The sequence below is a fragment of the Streptomyces sp. V4I23 genome (assembly GCF_030817975.1).
Classification (GTDB): domain Bacteria; phylum Actinomycetota; class Actinomycetes; order Streptomycetales; family Streptomycetaceae; genus Streptomyces.
In genome coordinates, this window is sequence record NZ_JAUSZW010000004.1 from 3628175 (window position 1) to 3649968 (window position 21794).

A 21794-nucleotide genomic window follows, 5' to 3' on the forward strand; every position below is an offset into this window, starting at 1 on the left:
ATTGGTCCCTTCCAAGGCTCTCTCGGCCCCGGAACATACACGCCAAGTGGGCGACAAACGCGTGTCGTGCGCCCGGTTCATCACCTATTGAAGCCATTTGCACCAAGGGAGACAAGACTCACCCACACGCGCGAATGGGCGGACGCCGCGTCAGTGCGCAGCGCCCGCCCATGGGTTGATCCGCGACGTCAGGACACCGCCGCGGGATCGGCCGACTTCGCGCCGCGCTCGGCCCGGCTGTCGCTGTCGTCGCCCACCGCGATTCCACGCCGCTTGGAGATGTACACGGCACCCACGATGACCACCATGGCGATCACCGCGACCAACGCGCGCACGCCGGCATTGGAGTCGTCCCCGAAGCTGAACTGGACGACTGCCGGCGCGATCAGCAGCGCGACCAGGTTCATCACCTTCAGCAGCGGGTTGATCGCCGGACCGGCCGTGTCCTTGAACGGGTCGCCGACCGTGTCGCCGATCACCGTCGCCGCATGGGCCTCGCTGCCCTTGCCGCCGTGGTGACCGTCCTCGACGAGCTTCTTGGCGTTGTCCCACGCACCGCCGGAGTTGGCGAGGAACACGGCCATCAGCGTTCCGGTGCCGATCGCCCCCGCGAGGAACGCGCCGAGCGCGCCGACCCCGAGCGAGAAGCCGACAGCGATCGGCGTCATCACCGCGAGCAGACCCGGCGTGGCCAGCTCCCGCAGCGCGTCCTTGGTGCAGATGTCGACGACGCGCCCGTACTCCGGCTTCTCGGAGTAGTCCATGATCCCCGGGTGCTCGCGGAACTGCCGCCGCACCTCGTAGACAACGGCTCCCGCCGACCGGGACACGGCGTTGATCGCCAGCCCGGAGAAGAGGAAGACGACCGCGGCGCCCAGGACCAGCCCCACCAGGTTGTTGGGCTGGGAGATGTCCATCACCAGGTTCATCGGGGCGCCGTCGCCCAGCTTCTCGCCGACGTCCCGGGCCGCGGTGCCGATGGCGTCGCGGTACGAGCCGAAGAGCGCGGCCGCGGCGAGCACGGCCGTGGCGATGGCGATGCCCTTGGTGATGGCCTTGGTGGTGTTGCCGACGGCGTCCAGGTCGGTGAGGACCTGCGCGCCCGCGCCGGTGACGTCGCCCGACATCTCCGCGATGCCCTGGGCGTTGTCGGAGACCGGCCCGAACGTGTCCATGGCGACGATGACGCCGACCGTGGTGAGCAGGCCGGTTCCGGCGAGCGCCACGGCGAAGAGGGCGAGCATGATCGACGTGCCGCCGAGCAGGAACGCCCCGTAGACGCCGAGGCCGATCAACAGCGCGGTGTAGACCGCCGATTCGAGGCCGATCGCGATGCCGGCCAGCACGACGGTGGCGGGGCCGGTCAGCGACGACTTGCCGATGTCCCGGACCGGACGCCGGTTCGTCTCGGTGAAGTAGCCCGTGAGTTGCTGGATCAGGGCCGCCAGCACGATGCCGATGGCGACGGCGACGAGCGCCAGGACACGCGGGTCACCCTCGTGCGCCCGGACAGCGGCGTCCCCGACACCGTCCAACTCGGCGTACGAAGAGGGCAGGTAGATGAACACCGCGATGGCCACCAGGACGATCGAGATCACCGCGGAGATGAAGAACCCTCGGTTGATGGCGGTCATCCCGCTGCGGTCGGCGCGCCGCGGGGCGACCGCGAAGATGCCGATCATCGCGGTGACCACGCCGATCGCCGGGACAATCAGCGGGAAGGCGAGCCCGGCGTCGCCGAAGGCCGCCGAGCCGAGGATGAGGGCCGCGACGAGCGTGACGGCGTACGACTCGAACAGGTCGGCCGCCATGCCGGCGCAGTCCCCGACGTTGTCGCCCACGTTGTCGGCGATGGTCGCGGCGTTGCGCGGGTCGTCTTCGGGAATGCCCTGCTCGACCTTGCCGACGAGGTCGGCGCCGACGTCGGCCGCCTTGGTGAAGATGCCGCCGCCGACACGCATGAACATGGCGATCAGCGCGGCGCCGAGGCCGAAGCCCTCGAGCACCTTGGGCGCGTCGGCCGCGTAGACGAGCACGACGCAGGAGGCACCGAGAAGCCCGAGGCCCACCGTGAACATGCCGACCACGCCACCGGTACGGAACGCGATCTTCATGGCCTTGTGCGCGACGGCCGTCAGATCCTTTTCCGGCTCTCCTTCCTGCGGTGTCGCTTCCCGCGCGGCCGCCGCCACCCGGACATTGGCCCGCACCGCGAGACGCATGCCGATGTATCCGGTGGCCGCCGAGAAGATCGCACCCACCAGGAAGAACACCGAACGCCCCGCACGCTGCGACCAGTCGTCCGCGGGAAGAAGCATGAGCAGGAAGAACACCACCACGGCGAAGACGCCGAGGGTGCGCAGCTGCCGTGCGAGATAGGCATTCGCGCCTTCCTGCACCGCCGCCGCGATCTTCTTCATGGAATCGGTGCCCTCGCCTGCGGCGAGGACCTGGCGCACGAGCAATTGGGCGACGACCAGGGCCGCCAGTGCGACGGCTGCGATGACCACGACGATCATCCGGTTGTCGTCCGTGAGTACCGCAGCCGCATAGGAAGTGGGATGATCGGTCATTTGTGGGTTGAAGAGCCCCGCCATTCGTCCTCCTTGACGTTCAGAGCTCAAGATGTGGACGGATTGTAGGTAGCGGAACCTGATCAAAACAGGGTGCGGCAAATGCAATTGACCTTGACCGGCTACTCAGCAGATGATCGCGTTCTGAAAACGTGCCCGAAAGAGGTAATGGGGCAAAAGCATTGACTCTTGATCGACGATCTAGAAAATACGAAAGAGGCCCTGCTCAGCAGGGCCTCTTTCGCGGAACAATGAGATGAGAATCGGAAGATCGATCACCCGGACGGCGGTCAAGCACGGGCAGGGCGCCGTCCGCCGAATCTGGCCGGTCCGCCACGACGGCCTCCCGGCGCCCGGACAGGCTCGTCGATTCGGTCGGCCCGCGTTGGGCCGAACGGGTCATGGCGAGGCCTGGTCGGCGGAGGAGCGGGGCGGAGGGACGGTCGGCCCGGACGGATCAGGTGGCCGCCGCAGGCGGTGCTGCGGGCCAGCTCATCCGGATCACGCCGCCGTCCTCGGAGGACAAGACCTCCATGTCGTCGACGAGGCCGCTGATCACCGCGAGCCCCATTTCGTCCTCGTCCTCGGCGTCGGCTTCCTCGTCCGCGGCTCGCCCGCCCGGGCCCGCACCGCCGCCCGAGCCGGGAACCTCGTCCCCGACCTCGATCGAGAAGGTCTTCTCCTCCTCGGACAGCAGGACCCGCACGGGCGCCGTGAGGCCATGGCTGCGGTGCAGCCCGACCGCACGGCTGCACGCCTCGCCCACGGCGAGGCGGACCTCGTCCAGCACCGCCTCGTCGACCCCGGCCCTGCGTGCCACGGCAGCGGCGACCAGCCGGGCCGTCCTGACGTGCTCGGGCTGGGCGCTGAAGCGGAGCTCAACGGTGGCCATGCAGATCCCCCTCGGACATATGGGCGTGCCTCTCAGGGGCCCGGGCTGGATGCCCGGTGCCCCTCACTGCTTCCGGCGGTCTCCGGCCGAGTGTCAGTCGGTCGCCGCGACGGCTTCGTCGACCGTGGTGTGGATGGGGAACACCTTGGTCAGACCCGTGATCCGGAAGATCTTGAGAATGCGCTCCTGGTTGCACACCAGGCGCAGGGAGCCCTCGTGCGCGCGCACGCGCTTCAGGCCGCCGACGAGCACGCCGAGGCCGGTGGAGTCGAGAAAATCCACGCCCTCCATGTCGACGACCAGGTGGTAGCTGCCGTCGTTCACCAACTCGACCAACTGCTCGCGCAGCTTGGGCGCGGTATACACATCAATCTCGCCACCGACCTCGACGACCGTACGGTCGCCACCAGGGCCGGACACATTGCGAGTCGACAGGGACAGGTCCACGGATCCTCCAGCACCTTGCTATCGAGCGGCCGTCCCCTCAGGTCTCCCCGACGGAGCCGGAAGACGGTCGCCAGCCGCGATGGCATTCAATCACTTACCAGCAGCCATGCACGACGCCTTGGGACCATTGTCCGTCACGCCAGTGACACACTCGGTGCCGATGGCCAAGAATCACCGTCCCAGACGACCTCCCGAGAGCGGGGAAACCCGCCCCTCCCCCGGTGCGGTCCTCGACCGGCTCACCATGGGGGCGAACCGGGCTGCGCGCATCACTCATACGGAGCACTTGCCCCCGCGACCGGGCAGGCATGCCGTCTGGCCCGACCGCATCCGCGCGGAAGTGATCGCCGCCGTCCAGGAGGCCGGCATCGACCACCCCTGGGCCCACCAGGCGGCCGCCGCCGAGCACGCCCTGGACGGCGAGTCCGTGGTCATTGCGACCGGCACCGCCTCGGGCAAGTCCCTGGCGTACCTGGCCCCCGTCCTCAGCACCCTCCTCGACGGCGCCGAGGCCCCGAACGGCCGCGGCACCACCGCCCTGTACCTGGCCCCCACCAAGGCCCTCGCCGCCGACCAGCTCCGCGCCGTCCGGGAGCTCGCCGCGCCCCTCGGCAACCGCGTCCGCCCCGCCGTCTACGACGGCGACACGCCCGTCGAGGAACGCGAATGGGTGCGGCAGTACGCCAACTACGTCCTCACCAACCCGGACATGCTGCACCGCGGGATACTGCCGTCCCACCCGCGCTGGGCCTCCTTCCTGCGCACCCTGCGCTACGTCGTGATCGACGAGTGCCACACCTACCGGGGCGTCTTCGGCTCCCACGTCGCCCAGGTGCTGCGCCGCCTCCGCCGCCTGTGCGCCCGCTACGGTGCGCACCCCGTCTTCCTGCTCGCGTCGGCCACCGCCGCGGCCCCGGCCGTCGCCGCCGGCCGTCTCACCGGCCTGCCCGTCTGGGAGGTCGCCGACGACGCCTCACCCCGCGGCGAACTCGTCTTCGCCCTGTGGGAGCCGCCGCTGACCGAGCTCCACGGCGAGAAGGGCGCGCCGGTCCGCCGCACCGCGATCGCCGAGACCGCCGACCTGCTGACCGACCTGACCGTGCAGGGCGTGCGCAGCGTCGCCTTCGTACGCTCCCGCCGGGGCGCAGAGCTCATCTCCGTGATCGCCAAGGAGCGCCTCGCCGAGGTCGACCGCTCGCTGCCGCAGCGCATCGCCGCCTACCGCGGCGGCTACCTCCCCGAGGAACGCCGCGCCCTCGAACGCGCCCTGCACTCCGGCGACCTCCTGGGCCTCGCCGCCACCACCGCCCTCGAACTCGGCGTCGACGTCTCCGGGCTCGACGCGGTCGTCATCGCCGGATACCCGGGCACCCGTGCCTCTCTGTGGCAGCAGGCCGGCCGCGCGGGACGCTCGGGGCAGGGTGCCCTGGCCGTCCTCGTCGCCCGCGACGACCCGCTGGACACCTATCTCGTCCACCACCCCGAGGCACTGTTCCGGCGGCCGGTCGAGTCCACCGTCCTGGACCCGGACAATCCCTACGTCCTCGCTCCCCACCTGTGCGCCGCCGCGGCCGAACTCCCGCTCACCGAAGCCGACCTGGAGCTCTTCGGGCCCGCCACCGCGGAGCTCATGCCCCAGCTGGAGACCGCCCGGCTGCTGCGCCGGCGCGCGTCCGGCTGGCACTGGACGCGCCGCGAGCGGGCCGCCGATCTCACCGACATCCGCGGCGGCGGCGGGCGCCCCGTCCAGATCGTCGAGGCCTCCAGCGGCCGCCTGCTCGGCACCGTCGACGAGGCCGCCGCCCACACGGCCGTCCACAACGGCGCCGTCCACCTGCACCAGGGCCGCACCTACCTGGTCGAACAGCTCGATCTTGAGGACTCGGTCGCCCTGGTCGAGGAGGCCAATCCGCCGTACTCGACCACCGCACGGGACACCACCTCCATCTCCGTGCTCGACACCGACATCGAGGTCGCGTGGGGGGACGGGCGCCTGTGCTACGGCTCCGTCGAGGTCACCAACCAGGTCGTCTCCTTCCTTCGCCGCCGGCTCGTCACCGGCGAAGTGCTCGGCGAGTCGAAGCTCGACCTCCCGCCCCGCACCCTGCGCACCCGAGCCGTGTGGTGGACGGTCACCGAGGACCAGCTCGACGCCGCACGCGTGGGTCCGGAACAGCTCGGCGGAGCCCTCCACGCGGCCGAACACGCCTCGATCGGCATGCTGCCGCTGTTCGCCACATGTGACCGCTGGGACATCGGCGGTGTATCCGTCCCGCTCCATCCCGACACGCTGCTCCCCACGGTCTTCGTGTACGACGGGCATCCGGGTGGCGCGGGTTTCGCCGAGCGTGCCTTCCGCACGGCCCGCGAGTGGCTGACCGCGACGCGCGAGGCCATCGCCTCCTGCGAGTGCGAGGCCGGCTGCCCCTCGTGCATCCAGTCCCCCAAGTGCGGCAACGGCAACGACCCGCTGCACAAGCGCGGCGCGGTCCGCCTGCTCACCGAACTGCTCCGTAGCGCTCCGGCCCAGGCACCGGGCGAAGGCGGCCTGGGCGAGTCCCGGGACGCGGCTGCCCCGGGGGCCGTGGGCGAGCCGGCGGCGGAAGAGGCGAACGAACCGATGGGTGACTCGGTGGGCGAGCGAGCAGGTGGACCGTCCGCCCCGTCGGCGGAGGCACCGGAGGGCGAGCCTGAGGACCGGCCTGCCTCGCAAACGACCGGGCCGGCGACGCAGGGGCCGCCGCCCGGCGCCCCCTCGTAGGGAGCCCCTCCGGGGTCCGGCGGCGGGACGGTGCGGGCGGTCGGGTCCGTGTCGCGTGGGTCGCTCCGTCAGCCGCCCCCTCGGGCGGCCCCGCCCTCGACCTGACTTCGGGTGTGTACGGCCCGAAGCGGAAGCGGGCGGTCACGTCGGCGATCTCGCCCCGCACCACGCACCTGGTGACCTCCGCCTCCTGCGCCCGGGCGACCTCGGCCGCCTTGGCACACGCCGCGGCCCGGCCGCTCAGGGCGTGGTCGGCCGCGGCCAGGGCTGCCAAGTCGGCGGCCCCGCCCGCCCGATGCCGTGCCACGACCGCCTGTCCCATCGCCAGCACCAGCGCGAAGACCGCGCACAGCACCGTGGTGGCGGAGGCCACCCAGACGGTGGCCGAGCCCCGGTCCCGGTTCATGGCGCCACCGCCGTACCGCCCGGCACAGCGGCTCCGGCCCAGGCCGCAGCACGCACCGCGGTCGCCCGTACCCCGTCGAGCCGTACGGCTGCGGCGCCGCCGGCCGAGGCGTCGTCCGTGCCCTGCCCCACCGTGTCCTCGGCCAGGGCCGCCGCCTCCGCACTCAGCGTCAGCGCCAGCACACCGGGTCCGGGCGTGTCCGCCTGCACCCGCACCCGCCACAGGTCGCCTGCCCTGGACAGGGTGACCCGTGCGCCGGAAGGGGCCGCGGAGCGTGCGGCGGCCAGCGCCGCCGCACGCGGCTCCGATCTGGCCGCCGCCCGTGCTCCGGCCCGCGCCGCGTCCACGCACTGGATCTGCGCGGACGCGGCCATCAGCGCCCAGACCAGGGCCATGGCGAACAGGACCAGCGCAGGAACCGCCACAGCCGCCTCGGCGGTCACCGACCCCCGGTCGCCTCGCCCGTCCGGATCCGCGCCCGGCTTCTCAGAACTGGGCATCGAGGGCCTTGCCGATCAGCGCCTGGAGCCCTTTCGACACAGCGTCACTCGTGACGACCTTGTACAGAACGGCCGCGAAGCCGCAGGCGGCGATCGTCCCCACCGCGTACTCGGATGTGGTCATGCCCTTGTCCGTCCGCAGCCCTGCCAGCCGGCCGCGCAGTCCGCCGAGCCTGCCTCCGAGCGGCCCGCGTCCGTCGGCCCTGCTCTCGCACAGCCGGTGCCACAACGTCTTCCACATGCTCGACTCCCTGGTCTTGTAGTGCTCTTGTACGGGTGAGAAATCGGTGCGGTCAGTCGGCGGCCAGCAGTCCGCCGGCCAGCCCGATCACCACCGGTGCGACGCCGACGGCGAGAAAGGCGGGCAGGAAGCACAGGCCCACGGGTGCCGTGATCAGCACCTGTGCCTTCCGGCCGCGCGCCGCCACCTCTCGGGCGCGGTCCGCGCGAAGCCTCTCCGCCAGCCGCGTCACCTGCTCCGCGGCCGGGGCGCCCGTCAGGTCGGCGCGCTCCAGGCAGCGGGCCAGCGTGCCGGCCCCCGCTGTCGCGCCGAACCAGCCCCAGGCGTGTGCCGGCTCGCCACCGAGCCTGAGCTCGGCCGCGGCCCTGGCGAGCCTCTCCCCGAGCTGACCGCCCAGCGACTCGCCCACGGCCTCCGCCGCCTCACGCGGTCCCGCGCCGGCCGAGATGCAGGCGGCCAGGAGGTCGGCGGCGAGCGGCAGTTGTCGTGCCGCCTCCTCCCCGCCGTCGGCTCCCTCCCTCTCGGCCACCACCGCCGCGGCACGCTCCCGGCGCCGGAGCCAGTGCCGTACACCGAGTGCCGCAGCGATCCCCACAGCGGCGCCTACCGCGCCGCCGATCAGGACGTAACAGAGAGCCGCCGCGCCGAACGGCGCCGCCCACTTCCTGGCCCGGGCCGCCAACTGCGCTCTGCTGCGGCGCTGTTCCCGCTCCACCGACAGCAGCGCCTCGATCCGTCCACGCACCGCCCTGCCACGGCGGTGCGCCGCGATCAGCGAGCCGACACAGCTCACCGCCGCCAGGCCGGCCAGCACCGCCCCCAGCCTGTGGACGACGTCCGGGCTCATGTCTCCTCACCCGCCCGCACGATCCGCCCCGCCCAGAACAGGCCGGCCGCCTCCAGCAGCCCTCCGGCGACCAGGCAGGCGATACCGCCCGGCGTGTGGAACAGCACGTCCAAGGGGTCCGCGCCGAGCGCCCAGCCCATCCCCAGCCCGGCGACGGGCAACAGCGCGAGGAGCACGACGGTCGACCATGCGCCCGCCAACTGTGCGGCCAAGTCCTCCCGTTGGTCCCGCTCAGCCCGCAGCGCCGCCTCCAGCCGGTCCAGGCCGGCGGCCAGCCCCGCACCGCTGTCCACGGCGACCCGCCAGCAGGCGGCGAATCCGGCCAGCCCCTCCGCGCCGGGCTGCCGAGCCGCGGCCTTCAGCGCCCCGGGGACATCGCCGCCGAACCGCGCCGCCGCCAGGACGGCGGCCTCCTCCTGACCGAGCGCCCTGGTGGACCGGGCGCCGAACAACAGCGCCTGCCCCGGCTGGAGACCCGCTCGCAGCTCCCCCGCGACCGCGCCGCACAGCGCGACCACCCTCTCGGCCCTGCGGTCCTTCTCCTTCCTGTGCTCCCGGGCCCGCAACCGCCGCCGCACCAACGGCACCGCCGCCGCCCCTGCGACGAGAGGCACGACGGACTTCCCGAGCACGGCGACCACGAGCGCCACCGGCAGGCAGAGCCACTCCCTGCGCAGCCGCAGCACCGGCAGCATGCGCTCCCACGCCCACCACGGCGGTTCGGCGACGGCGCCCCCGCCCGCGAAGAGGAGCCTCGCCCGGCGCAGTCCCTGGTCCTGGCCCGTGAGCAGCCAGGCGGCGGCCCCGGCACAGACAGCCGCCGCGCACATCGACTCAGCGGCCCTCACAGCGCCTCCCCGATCAGGGCGCGAAGCCGCGGCCAGCCCTCCTCGCGCGCGAATGCCTCCGCGCCCCACCTCAGCGCCGGAACCGTCACCACCAGCCCGGCCGCATCCCGCTCCAGCACGTGTACCTCCGCGATGCGCCGCCGACCGTCCGCGTCCCGTGCGAGATGGACGACGACGGACAGCGCCGCGGCCAACTGGCTGTGCAGTGCCGCCCGGTCGAGCCCCGCCGCGGTCCCCAGCGCCTCCAGCCGCGCGGGCACGTCCGCCGCCGCGTTCGCGTGCACGGTGCCGCACCCTCCCTCGTGACCGGTGTTGAGTGCGGCCAGCAATTCTGTGACCTCGGCCCCCCGGACCTCTCCGACGACCAGCCGGTCGGGCCGCATCCTCAGTGCCTGGCGAACCAGGTCCCGCAGGGTCACCCGTCCCGCGCCCTCCTGGTTGGCGGTGCGCGATTCGAGCCGCACCACGTGGGGATGGTCTGGCCTCAGCTCGGCCGAGTCCTCGGCGAGCACGATGCGCTCCCGCTCCCCGACCAGCCCCAGCAGACTGCTCAGCAGGGTCGTCTTCCCCGAACCGGTCCCGCCGCTGATCAGAAAGGAGAGCCGGGCCGTGATGAGAGCCCGCAGCACGCGGTCCCCGTCCGGCGGAACCGTCCCGGCCACGACCAGCTCCCGCACCGAGAACGCCCGCGGCCGCACGACTCGCAGCGACAGGCACGTCGAGCCGACGGCCACCGGTGGAATCACGGCGTGCATCCGCGTCCCGTCCGGCAGCCGGGCGTCCACCCAGGGCCGGGCGTCGTCGAGCCTGCGCTCCGCAACCGCCGCGAGCCGCTGCGCCAGCCTGCGCACGGACGCCGCGTCCGGGAAGGTCACCTCCGTGAGCTCCAGGCCTCTGCCCCGGTCCACCCACACCCGGTCCGGCGCGGAGACCAGCACATCGGTGACGGACGGGTCGGACAGCAAGGGCTCCAACGGTCCCGTGCCCACCAGCTCGCCTCGTAACTTCTCCGTACCGCCCAGAACTTCGGCATCCCCCAGCAGGCGCCCCTGCGCCCGCAGGGCTGCCGCGACCCTGGCCGGTGTCGGCTCGGCGCCGCTCTCCGCCAGCCGCTGCCGTACGGCCTCCAGCAGCCCGGTGCTCATGAGACCGCCTCCCCGGCGAGCGCCTTCTGCCAGAACGCCGTGCAGAACCTGGCCAGCGGCCCTCGTCCGCTCGCTCCCGGCGGCGCTCCACCGTCCTGGTCCGCCGACAGCCCCGGCTCCATGGGCAGTTCACCTGCGAGCGGCAGGCCGAGCGCGGCCGCCACCCACTGCTCGTCCAGCCCGGAGGCGTACGGGCCGCGGACGACCACTCGCAGGTCCGAGAGGACCATGCCCACTACCGAGGCGACCCGGTTCGCCGCGGCGACCGCGCGGAGCTCGCCGGGCACCACCAGCAGCCCCAGGTCGAGCTGGGCGAGCGCCTCGGCCACGCCTTCGTCGACGCGGCGCGGCAGGTCGACGACGACCACCCCGCCCCGGCGGCGCGCCGCCGCGAGCACCGACCTCATCGCCTCGGGCGGGACGACGACGGAATCCCCGCGGTCCCAGCTGAGCACCCGCAGCGCGTGCAGCTCAGGCAAGGACTCCTCCAGTGCACCGCCGGCGACGCGGCCCTTCGAGGCGGCGAAGTCGGGCCATCGTCTGCCCTCGGTCTGCTCGCCGCCGAGCAGGACGTCCAGTCCACCGCCGAGCGGGTCCCCGTCGACGAGCATGGTGCGCCGGCCGGCGCGGGCGGCTGTCACGGCGAGGGCGCAGGCCAGCGTCGACGCCCCCGCGCCGCCCCGTCCGCCGATGACTCCGACCGTCAGGGCCTGCCGTCCGACGCCCTCGGCGACGTCGGCGATCCGGTCGACGAGCCAGCCCTCCCCGTCGGGCAGGCGAACAACACTGTCGGCACCGATCTCCACGGCCCGCCGCCAGACGTCCGGGTCGTCCTGGTCGCGGCCCACGAGCAGCACCCCGCGCCTGCGGGTGGCCCCGCGGCACCGCTCGGCCGCGTCGTCTCCGACGAGGACCAGCGGCGCGCCCTCCCAGACACCCTTGCGATCGGGCACCGTGTGGTGGACGTCCGGCTCGGCCCCCGCCGCCGCGCAGAGCCGCAGCAGGTCGTCGAGCAGGTCCACGTCCTCGGTGACGATCAGCGGTCCCGCGCGGCGCTCCTCGGCAGTACGGGGACGCTCCGATGTGATGGATCCGGCCACGATCTCCACCCCTCTCCCGGCGATCTCGCACACGGCGAGATCCGTGATTCCTCCGGTCCGCGAACTTCGCGGCTGGAATCACGGTGCAGCTCGCCGAAAAACCGTGTGGATCTTGCCGAAAAACTGTGGACAACCGGCCACTTGTGAATATCTCCGTAGCCCGAACCGGTGAGAGACCGAAAGGTCTCGGAGCGCAGCACGACAACTACTCATAGTGACGAATCCGGGGGTGCGCCTTCCATGTCATCCGAGCGCGACAGAGGCGGGCGGCAGGCGGCAACGGCCGCGAAGATGAGGGGAAAACCCGCCCGGACATGCGACGACCCCCGCCGGGGGGGAGAGCGGGGGTCGTCTCTCCGGCCGACTCGGGGGGGGAGGAGCCGGACCGGGTTAGCACGGTCGCGAACGATCCGTGACTTCCATGGTGTACCCGAGAGCCTTCTCAGGCAAACCCACGCGCCCAGCGTACGCCGAATGGCGGGCACATATGCTCACCCCGTGGAAAACCACTCCTTGCCGCGCACAGCCGCCTTCTTTGATCTGGACAAGACGGTCATTGCGAAGTCTTCGACGCTGACCTTCAGCAAGTCCTTCTACCAAGGCGGGCTGATCAGTCGGCGTGCCGCGCTGCGCACCGCCTATATCCAGTTCGTGTTTCTCGCGGGCGGCGCCGATCACGACCAGATGGAGCGGATGCGCGAGTACCTGTCCGCGCTCTGCAAGGGCTGGAACGTGCAGCAGGTCCGCGAGATCGTCGCCGAGACGCTGCACGATCTCATCGACCCGATCATCTACGACGAGGCCGCCTCCCTCATCGAGGAGCACCACATGGCCGGCCGGGACGTGGTCATCGTGTCCACGTCCGGCACCGAGGTCGTGGAGCCCATCGGCGAGTTGCTCGGCGCGGACCGCGTCGTGGCCACCCGCATGATCGTCGGCGACGACGGATGCTTCACGGGCGAGGTGGAGTACTACGCGTACGGTCCGACGAAGGCCGAGGCGGTCCGGGAGCTCGCCGCGTCGGAGGGCTACGACCTGGACCGCTGCTACGCGTACAGCGACTCGGCGACCGACATTCCGATGCTCTCGGCGGTGGGCCACCCCTACGCCGTGAATCCGGACCGCGCGCTGCGCCGTGAGGCGGCGGTGCGGGGCTGGCCGGTTCTCGCCTTCAACAAGCCGGTGCGGCTGAAGCAGCGGCTGCCGGCCTTCTCGATGCCACCCCGTCCGGCACTGATGGCCGCCGCGGCGGTCGGAGCGGCGGCCGCGACCGCCGGACTCGTCTGGTACGCCAACCGACGCCGGGGAGCGGCGCGCGCGGCTCGCGCGACGACCGAACCCGGCACCCGGTTCGCCCGTATTTGAACCTAAAAGTAAAGAAGTCCGCGCAGGCCTTTCCCTTCCCGGCCTGCGGTAGTACAAAGGATGTAACGGCCCGCGAGACCGAGGACATCCGAAAGGATCACCTTTAAACGCAGAGAAGGCCCCACGGACCGAAGCATGGAAGCCGAGCACCCACGCGACGTCGACCCGTCGATTACGGGCCAGCCGCACCAGGTGACGGGCAAAGTTCCCGACCTGATGGGCAACATTCGAGGACGCATGGTAACTGGGCGGACATGCCAGCGGCGGTACCAATTGGTACCGCCGCAACCCTTTTCAGCAGGAATCCGGGCCTTTCGCCCTCAGGGGCGTCCCCTCAGGCCGCGCCGCGCTGCAGCGCTTCGCACACCGCCGTGGACTCCCTGACACCCAGCTCCACGGCCCGCCCGCAGTGGGCGATCCAGGCCGCCATACCTTCCGGCGTCCCCGACAGGTAGCCCTCGAAGGCCGCGGTGTAGGCCGCGCGCCCCTGCTCGGCATGCCCGACCTCGGCCGGGCAGATCGACTTCGGGTCGAGGCCGCTGCCGATGAGCACGATCCGCTCGGCCGCCCGCGCGACCAGACCGTTGCGGGAGACGAACGGGCGCAGCGCCAGCAACTCGCCGTGCACGACGGCCGCCGTCACCAGGGCCGGTGCGGAACTGCCCCTGATGATCAGCTCCGCGAGCCCGTCCAGACGCCCCGCCACCTCGGCCGCGCCGGGCAGAGGCGCCTCGATCAGCGGCTCGTCGACCGGCTCGCCGGACAGGCGCGGCCTGCCCACCGCCTCGGCGGTGTCGCTGCCGCTCGCCGCGACCAGATGCAGCCTGGCCAGCACCCGCAGGGGCGACTGCCGCCAGATCGACAGCAGCTGGCCCGCCTCCGCGGTCAGCCGAAGCGCCGCACCCACGGTGCGGGCCTCGGGCTCGCTTCCGAAGTCGGTGCGCCGGCGTACCTCCTCCAGCGCCCAGTCGGCACCGGACAGGGCGGCGGAGGCACGGGCTCCGCGGAGCGCGGCCTCCGACGTGATCTCGTTGCTGCGCCGCCGCATGACCCGGTGCCCGTAGACCCGGTCGACGGCTTTGCGTACGGAGTCCACGGAGTCGGCGACGCCTGGCAGCGTGCCGAGGGTGGCGAGAGGGTCGGCCGGCGAGGCGTTCGTACTCATAGGTAGCGAGGCTACGCGCCGGCCGGCCCCTGCCCCACCTTGGAGTGGTCTTCTTCACGCACCTTGACAACGGGCAGCGCTCGCAGCACTACTCTAGGTGAACATGAAGATCGCTTTCGTAGGGAAGGGCGGCAGCGGCAAGACGACGCTGTCCTCGCTCTTCATCCGCCACCTGGCCGCCGCCGAAGCCCCTGTCGTCGCGGTGGACGCCGACATCAACCAGCACCTGGGGGCCGCGCTCGGTCTCGACGACGCGGCGGCTGCCGCCCTGCCGGCGATGGGCGCGCACCTGCCGCTGATCAAGGAGTACCTGCGCGGCACGAACCCGAGGATCACCTCGGCCGAGACGATGATCAAGACCACGCCGCCCGGCGAGGGCTCCCGGCTGCTGCGCGTCGTCGAGGACAACCCGGTGTACGAGGCGTGCGCCCGGACTGTCCGGCTCGATGACGGCGAGATCCGGTTGATGGCGACGGGGCCGTTCACCGAGTCCGATCTCGGCGTCGCCTGCTATCACTCCAAGGTCGGTGCGGTCGAGCTGTGCCTCAACCATTTGGTGGACGGGCCCCAGGAGTACGTCGTCGTCGACATGACCGCGGGCTCGGACTCCTTCGCCTCCGGCATGTTCACCCGGTTCGACATGACCTTCCTGGTGGCCGAGCCGACCCGCAAGGGGGTGTCGGTCTACCGCCAGTACAAGGACTACGCCCGGGACTTCGGGGTGTCGCTGAAGGTCGTGGGCAACAAGGTGCAGGGCCCGGACGACCTGGAGTTCCTGCAGGACGAGGTGGGCGACGACCTGCTCGTCACGGTGGGGCACTCGGACTGGGTCCGGGCGATGGAGAAGGGCCGGCCGCCTCGGTTCGAGCTGCTGGAGGCCGCCAATCGGACGGCGCTGCAGACCCTGCAGGACGCGGCGGAGGACTCGTACGCACACCGGGACTGGGAGCGCTACACCCGTCAGATGGTGCACTTCCATCTGAAGAACGCGGAGAGCTGGGGCAACGCGAAGACAGGCGTGGACCTGGCGGCCCAGGTGGACCCGGCGTTCGTGCTCGGTGAGCACGCACCGGTGCCGCAGCCGGGCTGATCCGCGCGACGAGGGCGGACCGGCGGTCCGGACCGCCCTCGCGTCACGCCGCGTTCAGCGCTGCGAGGCGCGTTTCCCCGCGTCCCGCCCGGCGGACGGACCGGCCGGGGCCACCGGCGGCTTGGAGAGGAAGTCGGACCAGCCGCCCTTGGGCGCCTCACCGACCTCCAGCTGCCGCAGCTTCTCGAGAACCAGCGGGTCCTGGGCGTCCAGCCAGTCGGCCAGCTGACGGAAGGACACGCACTTCACGTCGCTCTTCACGCACACCTTGGCGATCGTCTGCTCGATCGCCTTCATGTAGGTCCCGCCGTTCCAGGACTCGAAGTGGTTGCCGATGATGAGCGGCGCACGGTTGCCCTTGTAGGCGCGGTCGAATGCCTTCAGCAGGCCGTCGCGCATCTGGTTGCCCCAGTACTCGTGCATCGCCGGGTTGCCCTTGGACGTGCCCGACTGATTGACCATGAAGTTGTAGTCCATCGACAGCGTCTCGAAGGCGCGGCCGGGGACAGGGACCATCTGGAGGGCCAGGTCCCACAGGCCCAGTTCCTTCTTGGGCCAGACCTGCTCGCTGATCCCGCTGGTGTCGTAGCGGAAGCCGAGGTCGCGTGCCGCGCGCAGGAAGTTGTGACGGCCTTCGAGGCACGGGGTGCGGGCCCCGATGAGTTCCTTGTCGTAGTCGAAGGGGAGCGGCTCGGCCGAGGCGAGACCGGCGTTCGTCCTCCAGTTCTTCACAAAGGACTTGGCCTGGCGGATCTCGCTCTTCCACTCCTTGACGGACCAGGTGCCCACTCCCCCCTTCTTGCCGCAGAAGTGCCCGTTGAAGTGGGTGCCCACCTCATTGCCGTCCTGCCAGGCACCGCGCAGCTCTCGCACGGTGTCCTTGATTCCCTGAACGTCGTTGAAGCCGATGTCGGAGCTGCCCACCGCGTGCTGGGGCGGGGCGTACAAGTGCCGCTTCTCCTCGGGGAGGAGATAGACGCCGCTGAGGAAGTACGTCATCGTCGCGTCGTACTTCTTGCCGACCTTGCGGAAGTGGGAGAACAGCTTCTGGCTGTCCTCGCCGGCGCCGTCCCACGAGAACACCACGAACTGCGGTGGTTTCTCACCGGGCTTGAGCCGCTGAGGCTTGAGCAGGCCCGGCTGGGCGCCGGTGAAGGCGGTGGAGCCGTCGCCGATGAGACGGACCACACCCGCCTTCTTGGGAGCCGGAGCGCCGTGCTCGGTGTCCGCGTCGCCCGAGCCCTGCGCGCCACCGCCCGAGCAGCCGGCGAGTCCTGCGATCAGTGCCGTGGCGACCGCACCGACGACGGCGGCGGCCTTCTTCGTGGCGGCCAGCATCCGCCCACCCTCTTTCGTATGGCGATACGACTATCCGACTGGGGATGGAGTCGACACGGTCGCTCGCCAGGAGTGAGGGGAGCGGCCCGACAGGCCGCAATGAAATGATTAATCACTGCATCAGGTGATTGATTGCCCTATTTGCCCAGAAAATCATGCCAGAGTCTTTACTCTGCATTACGATCCATTTACTTACTGTTGAGCGCTCGTGCGATTCGAGCATCCCGCCGCTGCATGCCGTGCCCCACGGCCGCGTCCCCCACGTTCCGCGACCGCGCCACCTTGGAGGAGACGGGAATGTCCTGCGTCCCCACCCGCACCAACAACGCCGATCACCCGCCGATGTCCCCGGCCGCCCGCTTCCAGGGCCCGCACAGTCCGCCTCCCACCGGAGCACGTCGGCGCTTCCACATCGCGGGCGCCGACCTGTCCGCATCCGTCTCCGTCTTCCTGATCGCCCTGCCGCTCTCGCTCGGCATCGCCCTCGCCACCGGGGCGCCGCTCCAGGCAGGCCTCGTCGCCGCCGCCGTCGGCGGCATCGTGGCGGGCCGGTTCGGCGGATCCGCGCTGCAGGTCAGCGGCCCGGCCGCCGGACTGACCGTCGTGACCGCGGAGTTGATCCAGCGGTACGGGTGGCGCACGACCTGCGCCATCACGGTCCTCGCCGGCCTGTGCCAACTTGGCCTCGCCGCCCTGCGGGTGGCGCGCTCCGCCCTCGCCGTCAGCCCCGCCATCGTCCACGGAATGCTGGCCGGCATCGGCGTCACCATCGCCCTGGCACAGCTGCACATCGTCCTCGGGGGCACCCCGCAGAGCTCGGCCCTCGCCAACGTGGGTGCGCTGCCCGACCAGTTGACGCATCTGCACCCGGCCGCACTGTCCGTCAGCGTCCTGACGGTCGCCGTCCTGCTGGCGTGGCCGCGTATCCCGGGGCGAGCGGGACGGATCCTGCGGACCGTTCCGGCGGCCTTGGCCGCCGTCGCCGCCGCGACCGCACTCGCGACGTTCGCGCAGCTCCACCAGCCGCGTGTCGACCTGCCCTCCTGGCGCTCGCACGCCCTCCCTGAGCTTCCCGAGGGGCCCGTGCTCGGGCTGCTCGCCGCCGTCCTCACCATCACGCTCGTCGGCAGCGTGGAGTCGCTGCTGTCGGCCGTCGCCATCGACAAGCTCGCCGCCGCCCGCAAGAAGCCGGACGTGCGCATCCCCCGCGCGGACCTCGACCGCGAGCTCACCGGACAGGGCGCGGCCAACGTCGTGTCCGGCGCGCTCGGCGGACTGCCCATCACCGGCGTCGCGGTCCGCAGTTCGGCGAACGTCTCCGCCGGAGCGGTCAGCCGCCACTCCACCATGCTCCACGGACTGTGGATCACGGTGGCCGCGCTGCTGCTGGTGCCCGTCCTCGACCTGATCCCACTGGCCACGCTCGCCGCGCTGGTCATGGTGGTCGGCGTGCAGATGGTCAACATCACGCACCTGCGCAGCGTCAAGCGCAACCGCGAGATCCTGGTCTACGCGGCGACGGTCAGCGCTGTCGTCCTCACCGGCGTACTCGAAGGCGTGTTGATCGGGATCGCGGTCGCCGTCACGGTCGCGCTGCACCGGCTCACCAGGACCCGGATCACCGTCGAGGAGGACGGCACCTTCCACCGCGTGTGCGTACGCGGGCAGTTGACGTTCCTGGCCGTTCCCCGGCTGAGCCGGGTCCTCGGACAGGTACCGCACGGCGTCGACTGCGTGGTCGAGCTGGACGGCTCCTTCATGGACCACGCGGCGTACGAGGCGCTGCACGACTGGCAGACGTCGCACAGCGCGCAGGGCGGCACCGTGGAGTTCACCGGCCGGTCCGGGGCGCGGATCAGCGAGCCCGCGCAGGAGGCGCACGGCTGCTGCCGCCCCTGGACGCCCTGGCGCAACCACCACTGCGGCGAGCGCCCCCAGCCGGCCGAGGCGCATCAACTGGCCACCGGGCTCAGCGCGTTCCAGCGCAACACCGCTCCCCTGGTCCGCGACGAGCTGGCGCGCCTAGCCCGTGAGGGCCAGCAGCCGTCACAGCTGTTCCTCACCTGCGCCGACTCCCGACTGGTCACCAGCATGATCACGGCGAGCGGCCCCGGCGACCTGTTCACCGTGCGCAACGTGGGAAACCTGGTTCCACTACCTGGCGAGGAGAGCGGCGACGACTCCGTCGCCGCCGCCATCGAGTACGCGGTGGACGTGCTGGGGGTGGAGTCCATCACGGTCTGCGGCCACTCGGGCTGCGGGGCGATGCAGGCCCTGCTGAACAGCCCGCCCGACGGCGCACCGACCCCGCTGCGCCGCTGGCTGCGGCACGGCCTGCCCAGCCTGGAGCGCATGCGCAACCGTCGGCATGCGTGGGCGAGGATCTCGGGACGGATGCCCGCGGACGCCGTGGAGCAGCTGTGCCTGACCAATGTGGTCCAGCAGCTGGAGCATCTGCGGGCCCATGAGTCGGTCGCCCGCCGGCTCGCCGAGGGCACGCTGCAACTGCACGGCATGTACTTCCATGTCGGCGAGGCCCAGGCATATCTGCTCACGAGCGCGACCGGCCACGACGTCGAGCAGGTCTTCGACCGGGTCGCACCCACCCCGTCCGTACTGGAGAAGGCCCGCGTCTGATCAGGTACACCTGTGCACGTCGGACCGGTAATGCACGCCGCGTGACCGAGCACACACCGCGCGGCTGAACCGCCGCTGTGCGGTGTCCGTGGGAACGTGTGGCTCCTCTTCCCCACCGCCCGGGGTCGAGGGGCCACCTCCCCACAGGTCTAAACCAATTTCCCGAAGGCCCTTGTCACCCGGCCTTCTGGCTGATGAGCTATGGCCTGGGACACATACGCACAGAAGACGCCCTGAGAAAGGGAGATGTCGTGAGCAACGAAAGCCTGGCCAACCTTCTTAAGGAAGAGCGGCGGTTCGCACCTCCGGCCGAGCTGGCCGCGCACGCCAACGTGACCGCGGAGGCGTACGCACAGGCCGCCGCGGACAGGCTTGGCTTCTGGGCCGAGCAGGCACGGCGGCTCGACTGGGCCACCGAACCGACCGAGACCCTCGACTGGACCAACCCGCCCTTCGCGAAATGGTTCGCGGACGGCAGGCTCAATGTCGCGTACAACTGCGTGGACCGCCATGTCGAGGCGGGCCACGGCGACCGCGTCGCCATCCACTTCGAGGGCGAGCCCGGTGACAGCCGCGCCATCACCTACGCCGAGCTCAAGGACGAGGTCTCCAGGGCGGCCAACGCCCTGACCGAGCTCGGGGTCCGCAAGGGCGACCGCGTCGCCGTCTACATGCCGATGATCCCCGAGGCCGCGGTCGCCATGCTGGCCTGCGCACGGATCGGCGCCGCCCACTCGGTCGTCTTCGGCGGCTTCTCGGCCGACGCGGTCGCCTCCCGGATCCAGGACGCCGACGCCAAGCTCGTCATCACCGCCGACGGCGGCTACCGCCGCGGCAAGCCCAGCGCGCTCAAGCCCGCGATCGACGAGGCCGTCTCCCGCTGCCCGCAGGTCGAGCACGTCCTGGTCGTGCGGCGCACGGGCCAGGAGACCGCGTTCACCGAGGGCCGCGACGTGTGGTGGCACGACGTCGTCGGCCGTCAGTCCGCCGAGCACACCCCCGAGGCGTTCGAGGCCGAGCACCCGCTCTTCATCCTCTACACCTCCGGCACCACGGGTAAGCCCAAGGGCATCCTCCACACCTCCGGCGGCTACCTCACCCAGGCGGCCTACACGCACCACGCCGTCTTCGACCTCAAGCCCGAGTCCGACGTCTACTGGTGCACGGCGGACATCGGCTGGGTCACCGGCCACTCGTACATCGTCTACGGCCCGCTGGCCAACGGCGCGACGCAGGTCATGTACGAGGGCACGCCGGACACCCCGCATCAGGGCCGGTTCTGGGAGATCGTGCAGAAGTACGGCGTCACGATCCTCTACACGGCTCCGACCGCGATCCGCACGTTCATGAAGTGGGGAGACGACATCCCCGCCAAGTTCGACCTCTCCAGCCTGCGCGTCCTCGGCTCGGTCGGTGAGCCCATCAACCCCGAGGCATGGATCTGGTACCGGGAGCACATCGGCTCCGGGAAGACCCCGATCGTCGACACCTGGTGGCAGACCGAGACCGGCGCGATGATGATCTCGCCGCTACCAGGCGTCACCGAGACCAAGCCCGGCTCCGCGCAGCGCCCGCTGCCCGGCATCTGCGCCACCGTCGTCGACGACGAGGCGCACGAGGTGCCCAACGGGGGCGGCGGCTACCTCGTGCTCACCGAGCCGTGGCCGTCGATGCTGCGCACCATCTGGGGCGACGACCAGCGGTTCATCGACACCTACTGGTCCCGTTTCGAGGGCAAGTACTTCGCGGGCGACGGAGCCAAGAGGGACGACGACGGCGACATCTGGCTGCTCGGCCGCGTCGACGACGTCATGCTCGTGTCCGGCCACAACATCTCGACCACCGAGGTCGAGTCGGCGCTGGTCTCGCACCCCAAGGTCGCCGAGGCCGCCGTCGTGGGCGCCGCGGACGAGACGACCGGTCAGGCGATCGTCGCGTTCGTCATCCTGCGGGGCACGGCGAGCGAGGACGACGGCCTCGTGAACGAACTGCGCAACCACGTCGGCGCGACGCTCGGCCCGATCGCCAAGCCCAAGCGGATCCTGCCGGTGGCCGAGCTGCCGAAGACCCGCTCCGGCAAGATCATGCGCCGCCTGCTGCGCGACGTCGCCGAGAACCGTCAGCTCGGTGACGTCACCACGCTCACGGACTCCTCCGTGATGGACCTGATCCAGTCCCGCCTGCCCAGCGCCGCCAGCGAGGACTGACCGGCGCACAACACCGTCCGAGGGACCGGCTCGCCCCGGATCCACCGGGCACCGCAAGGCCCCGGCACACCCGCGCCGGGGCCTTGCGCATGCCGTCGCGGCCGACCGCTGCCCGTACGCCCGCGACGGGCCGCAGGATCTTTAGGTAGAGTAAAGAACGCGTCAATGGCGTAGCGAAGGATCTCAGGTGCGCCGGGAAGTCTGGTCGGCAACAGTTTTGTCGTGTCCGACC

At 71.2% G+C, this 21794-nt stretch carries 16 protein-coding genes and 1 pseudogene; 5 read left to right on the top strand and 12 right to left on the bottom strand.

Translation table 11 applies throughout. The features are described 5' to 3' along the window. Window positions 1-188 precede the first annotated feature (188 nt). The 3 genes from QFZ82_RS18665 to QFZ82_RS18675 form a co-directional block, all read right to left on the bottom strand. Window positions 189-2597 carry a sodium-translocating pyrophosphatase gene (locus tag QFZ82_RS18665; protein ID WP_307717764.1) on the bottom strand — a complete coding sequence of 803 codons (2409 nt, stop codon included), beginning with the start codon at window positions 2595-2597 and terminating at the stop codon, window positions 189-191. Window positions 2598-3030: 433 nt separating this feature from the next. Then, window positions 3031-3465: an ATP-binding protein gene (locus tag QFZ82_RS18670; protein WP_307714254.1), complete on the bottom strand. Its 435-nt coding sequence runs from the start codon at window positions 3463-3465 to the stop codon at window positions 3031-3033. 93 nt (window positions 3466-3558) lie between these two features. Next, the gene (locus QFZ82_RS18675; protein WP_003967428.1) at window positions 3559-3912 is read right to left on the bottom strand and encodes an STAS domain-containing protein; all 354 of its coding nucleotides are present in this window, start codon (window positions 3910-3912) and stop codon (window positions 3559-3561) included. Window positions 3913-3991: 79 nt separating this feature from the next. On the opposite strand from QFZ82_RS18675, the gene QFZ82_RS18680 reads away from it, so the two are divergent. Beyond that, window positions 3992-6673, top strand: coding sequence for a DEAD/DEAH box helicase (locus tag QFZ82_RS18680; protein WP_307714255.1), 2682 nt, complete (start codon window positions 3992-3994; stop codon window positions 6671-6673). A gap of 145 nt (window positions 6674-6818) precedes the next feature. Here the strand turns inward: QFZ82_RS18680 and QFZ82_RS18685 are convergent. From QFZ82_RS18685 to ssd, 7 genes and pseudogenes are all read right to left on the bottom strand, one after another. Then, window positions 6819-7079: pseudogene (locus tag QFZ82_RS18685) on the bottom strand (Rv3654c family TadE-like protein); the annotation flags it as partial. Then, window positions 7076-7579, bottom strand: coding sequence for a TadE family type IV pilus minor pilin (locus QFZ82_RS18690; RefSeq protein ID WP_307714256.1), 504 nt, complete (start codon window positions 7577-7579; stop codon window positions 7076-7078). The pseudogene QFZ82_RS18685 and the gene QFZ82_RS18690, both read right to left, overlap by 4 nt. Beyond that, window positions 7566-7820 carry a DUF4244 domain-containing protein gene (locus QFZ82_RS18695; RefSeq protein ID WP_307714257.1) on the bottom strand — a complete coding sequence of 85 codons (255 nt, stop codon included), beginning with the start codon at window positions 7818-7820 and terminating at the stop codon, window positions 7566-7568. The genes QFZ82_RS18690 and QFZ82_RS18695 overlap by 14 nt, the downstream gene beginning before the upstream one ends. Window positions 7821-7872: 52 nt before the next feature. Continuing rightward, window positions 7873-8667, bottom strand: a complete 795-nt coding sequence (locus QFZ82_RS18700) for a type II secretion system F family protein (RefSeq protein ID WP_307714258.1) — start codon at window positions 8665-8667, stop codon at window positions 7873-7875. Continuing rightward, window positions 8664-9497 (bottom strand): type II secretion system F family protein, encoded by an 834-nt coding sequence (locus tag QFZ82_RS18705; protein WP_307717765.1) that lies wholly within the window; start codon window positions 9495-9497, stop codon window positions 8664-8666. Before QFZ82_RS18705 ends, QFZ82_RS18700 begins: the two co-directional genes overlap by 4 nt. A 14-nt stretch (window positions 9498-9511) precedes the next feature. Further along, window positions 9512-10660 (bottom strand): TadA family conjugal transfer-associated ATPase, encoded by a 1149-nt coding sequence (locus QFZ82_RS18710; RefSeq protein WP_307714259.1) that lies wholly within the window; start codon window positions 10658-10660, stop codon window positions 9512-9514. Beyond that, window positions 10657-11760: a septum site-determining protein Ssd gene (ssd, locus tag QFZ82_RS18715; RefSeq protein WP_307714260.1), complete on the bottom strand. Its 1104-nt coding sequence runs from the start codon at window positions 11758-11760 to the stop codon at window positions 10657-10659. The genes QFZ82_RS18710 and ssd overlap by 4 nt, the downstream gene beginning before the upstream one ends. A gap of 474 nt (window positions 11761-12234) precedes the next feature. Between ssd and QFZ82_RS18720 the strand changes: the two genes are divergently transcribed. Next, window positions 12235-13125 carry an HAD family phosphatase gene (locus QFZ82_RS18720; RefSeq protein WP_307714261.1) on the top strand — a complete coding sequence of 297 codons (891 nt, stop codon included), beginning with the start codon at window positions 12235-12237 and terminating at the stop codon, window positions 13123-13125. 334 nt (window positions 13126-13459) lie between these two features. Here QFZ82_RS18720 and QFZ82_RS18725 read toward each other — a convergent pair whose 3' ends face one another. After that, window positions 13460-14290, bottom strand: coding sequence for an oxidoreductase (locus QFZ82_RS18725; protein ID WP_307714262.1), 831 nt, complete (start codon window positions 14288-14290; stop codon window positions 13460-13462). 103 nt (window positions 14291-14393) lie between these two features. Between QFZ82_RS18725 and QFZ82_RS18730 the strand changes: the two genes are divergently transcribed. Next, window positions 14394-15380 carry an ATP-binding protein gene (locus QFZ82_RS18730; RefSeq protein WP_307714263.1) on the top strand — a complete coding sequence of 329 codons (987 nt, stop codon included), beginning with the start codon at window positions 14394-14396 and terminating at the stop codon, window positions 15378-15380. A 54-nt stretch (window positions 15381-15434) separates the two neighbouring features. On the opposite strand, the gene QFZ82_RS18735 is transcribed toward QFZ82_RS18730, so the two are convergent. After that, window positions 15435-16718, bottom strand: coding sequence for a hypothetical protein (locus QFZ82_RS18735; RefSeq protein WP_307714264.1), 1284 nt, complete (start codon window positions 16716-16718; stop codon window positions 15435-15437). Window positions 16719-17015: 297 nt separating this feature from the next. On the opposite strand from QFZ82_RS18735, the gene QFZ82_RS18740 reads away from it, so the two are divergent. Further along, window positions 17016-19355 carry a bifunctional SulP family inorganic anion transporter/carbonic anhydrase gene (locus QFZ82_RS18740; protein ID WP_307714265.1) on the top strand — a complete coding sequence of 780 codons (2340 nt, stop codon included), beginning with the start codon at window positions 17016-17018 and terminating at the stop codon, window positions 19353-19355. 251 nt (window positions 19356-19606) lie between these two features. After that, on the top strand, window positions 19607-21562 hold the full coding sequence (gene acs / locus QFZ82_RS18745) for an acetate--CoA ligase (RefSeq protein ID WP_307714266.1): 1956 nt from the start codon (window positions 19607-19609) through the stop codon (window positions 21560-21562). Window positions 21563-21794: the final 232 nt, after the last annotated feature.

Coding starts and splice junctions, on each gene's coding strand:
- QFZ82_RS18665 (WP_307717764.1), bottom strand. CDS start 2,597: ATGGCGGGGCTCTTCAACCCACAAATGACCGATCATCCCACTTCCTAT.
- QFZ82_RS18670 (WP_307714254.1), bottom strand. CDS start 3,465: ATGGCCACCGTTGAGCTCCGCTTCAGCGCCCAGCCCGAGCACGTCAGG.
- QFZ82_RS18680 (WP_307714255.1), top strand. CDS start 3,992: ATGGCATTCAATCACTTACCAGCAGCCATGCACGACGCCTTGGGACCA.
- QFZ82_RS18690 (WP_307714256.1), bottom strand. CDS start 7,579: ATGCCCAGTTCTGAGAAGCCGGGCGCGGATCCGGACGGGCGAGGCGAC.
- QFZ82_RS18695 (WP_307714257.1), bottom strand. CDS start 7,820: ATGTGGAAGACGTTGTGGCACCGGCTGTGCGAGAGCAGGGCCGACGGA.
- QFZ82_RS18700 (WP_307714258.1), bottom strand. CDS start 8,667: ATGAGCCCGGACGTCGTCCACAGGCTGGGGGCGGTGCTGGCCGGCCTG.
- QFZ82_RS18705 (WP_307717765.1), bottom strand. CDS start 9,497: ATGTGCGCGGCGGCTGTCTGTGCCGGGGCCGCCGCCTGGCTGCTCACG.
- QFZ82_RS18710 (WP_307714259.1), bottom strand. CDS start 10,660: ATGAGCACCGGGCTGCTGGAGGCCGTACGGCAGCGGCTGGCGGAGAGC.
- QFZ82_RS18720 (WP_307714261.1), top strand. CDS start 12,235: ATGGCGGGCACATATGCTCACCCCGTGGAAAACCACTCCTTGCCGCGC.
- QFZ82_RS18725 (WP_307714262.1), bottom strand. CDS start 14,290: ATGAGTACGAACGCCTCGCCGGCCGACCCTCTCGCCACCCTCGGCACG.
- QFZ82_RS18730 (WP_307714263.1), top strand. CDS start 14,394: ATGAAGATCGCTTTCGTAGGGAAGGGCGGCAGCGGCAAGACGACGCTG.
- QFZ82_RS18735 (WP_307714264.1), bottom strand. CDS start 16,718: ATGCTGGCCGCCACGAAGAAGGCCGCCGCCGTCGTCGGTGCGGTCGCC.
- QFZ82_RS18740 (WP_307714265.1), top strand. CDS start 17,016: ATGTCCTGCGTCCCCACCCGCACCAACAACGCCGATCACCCGCCGATG.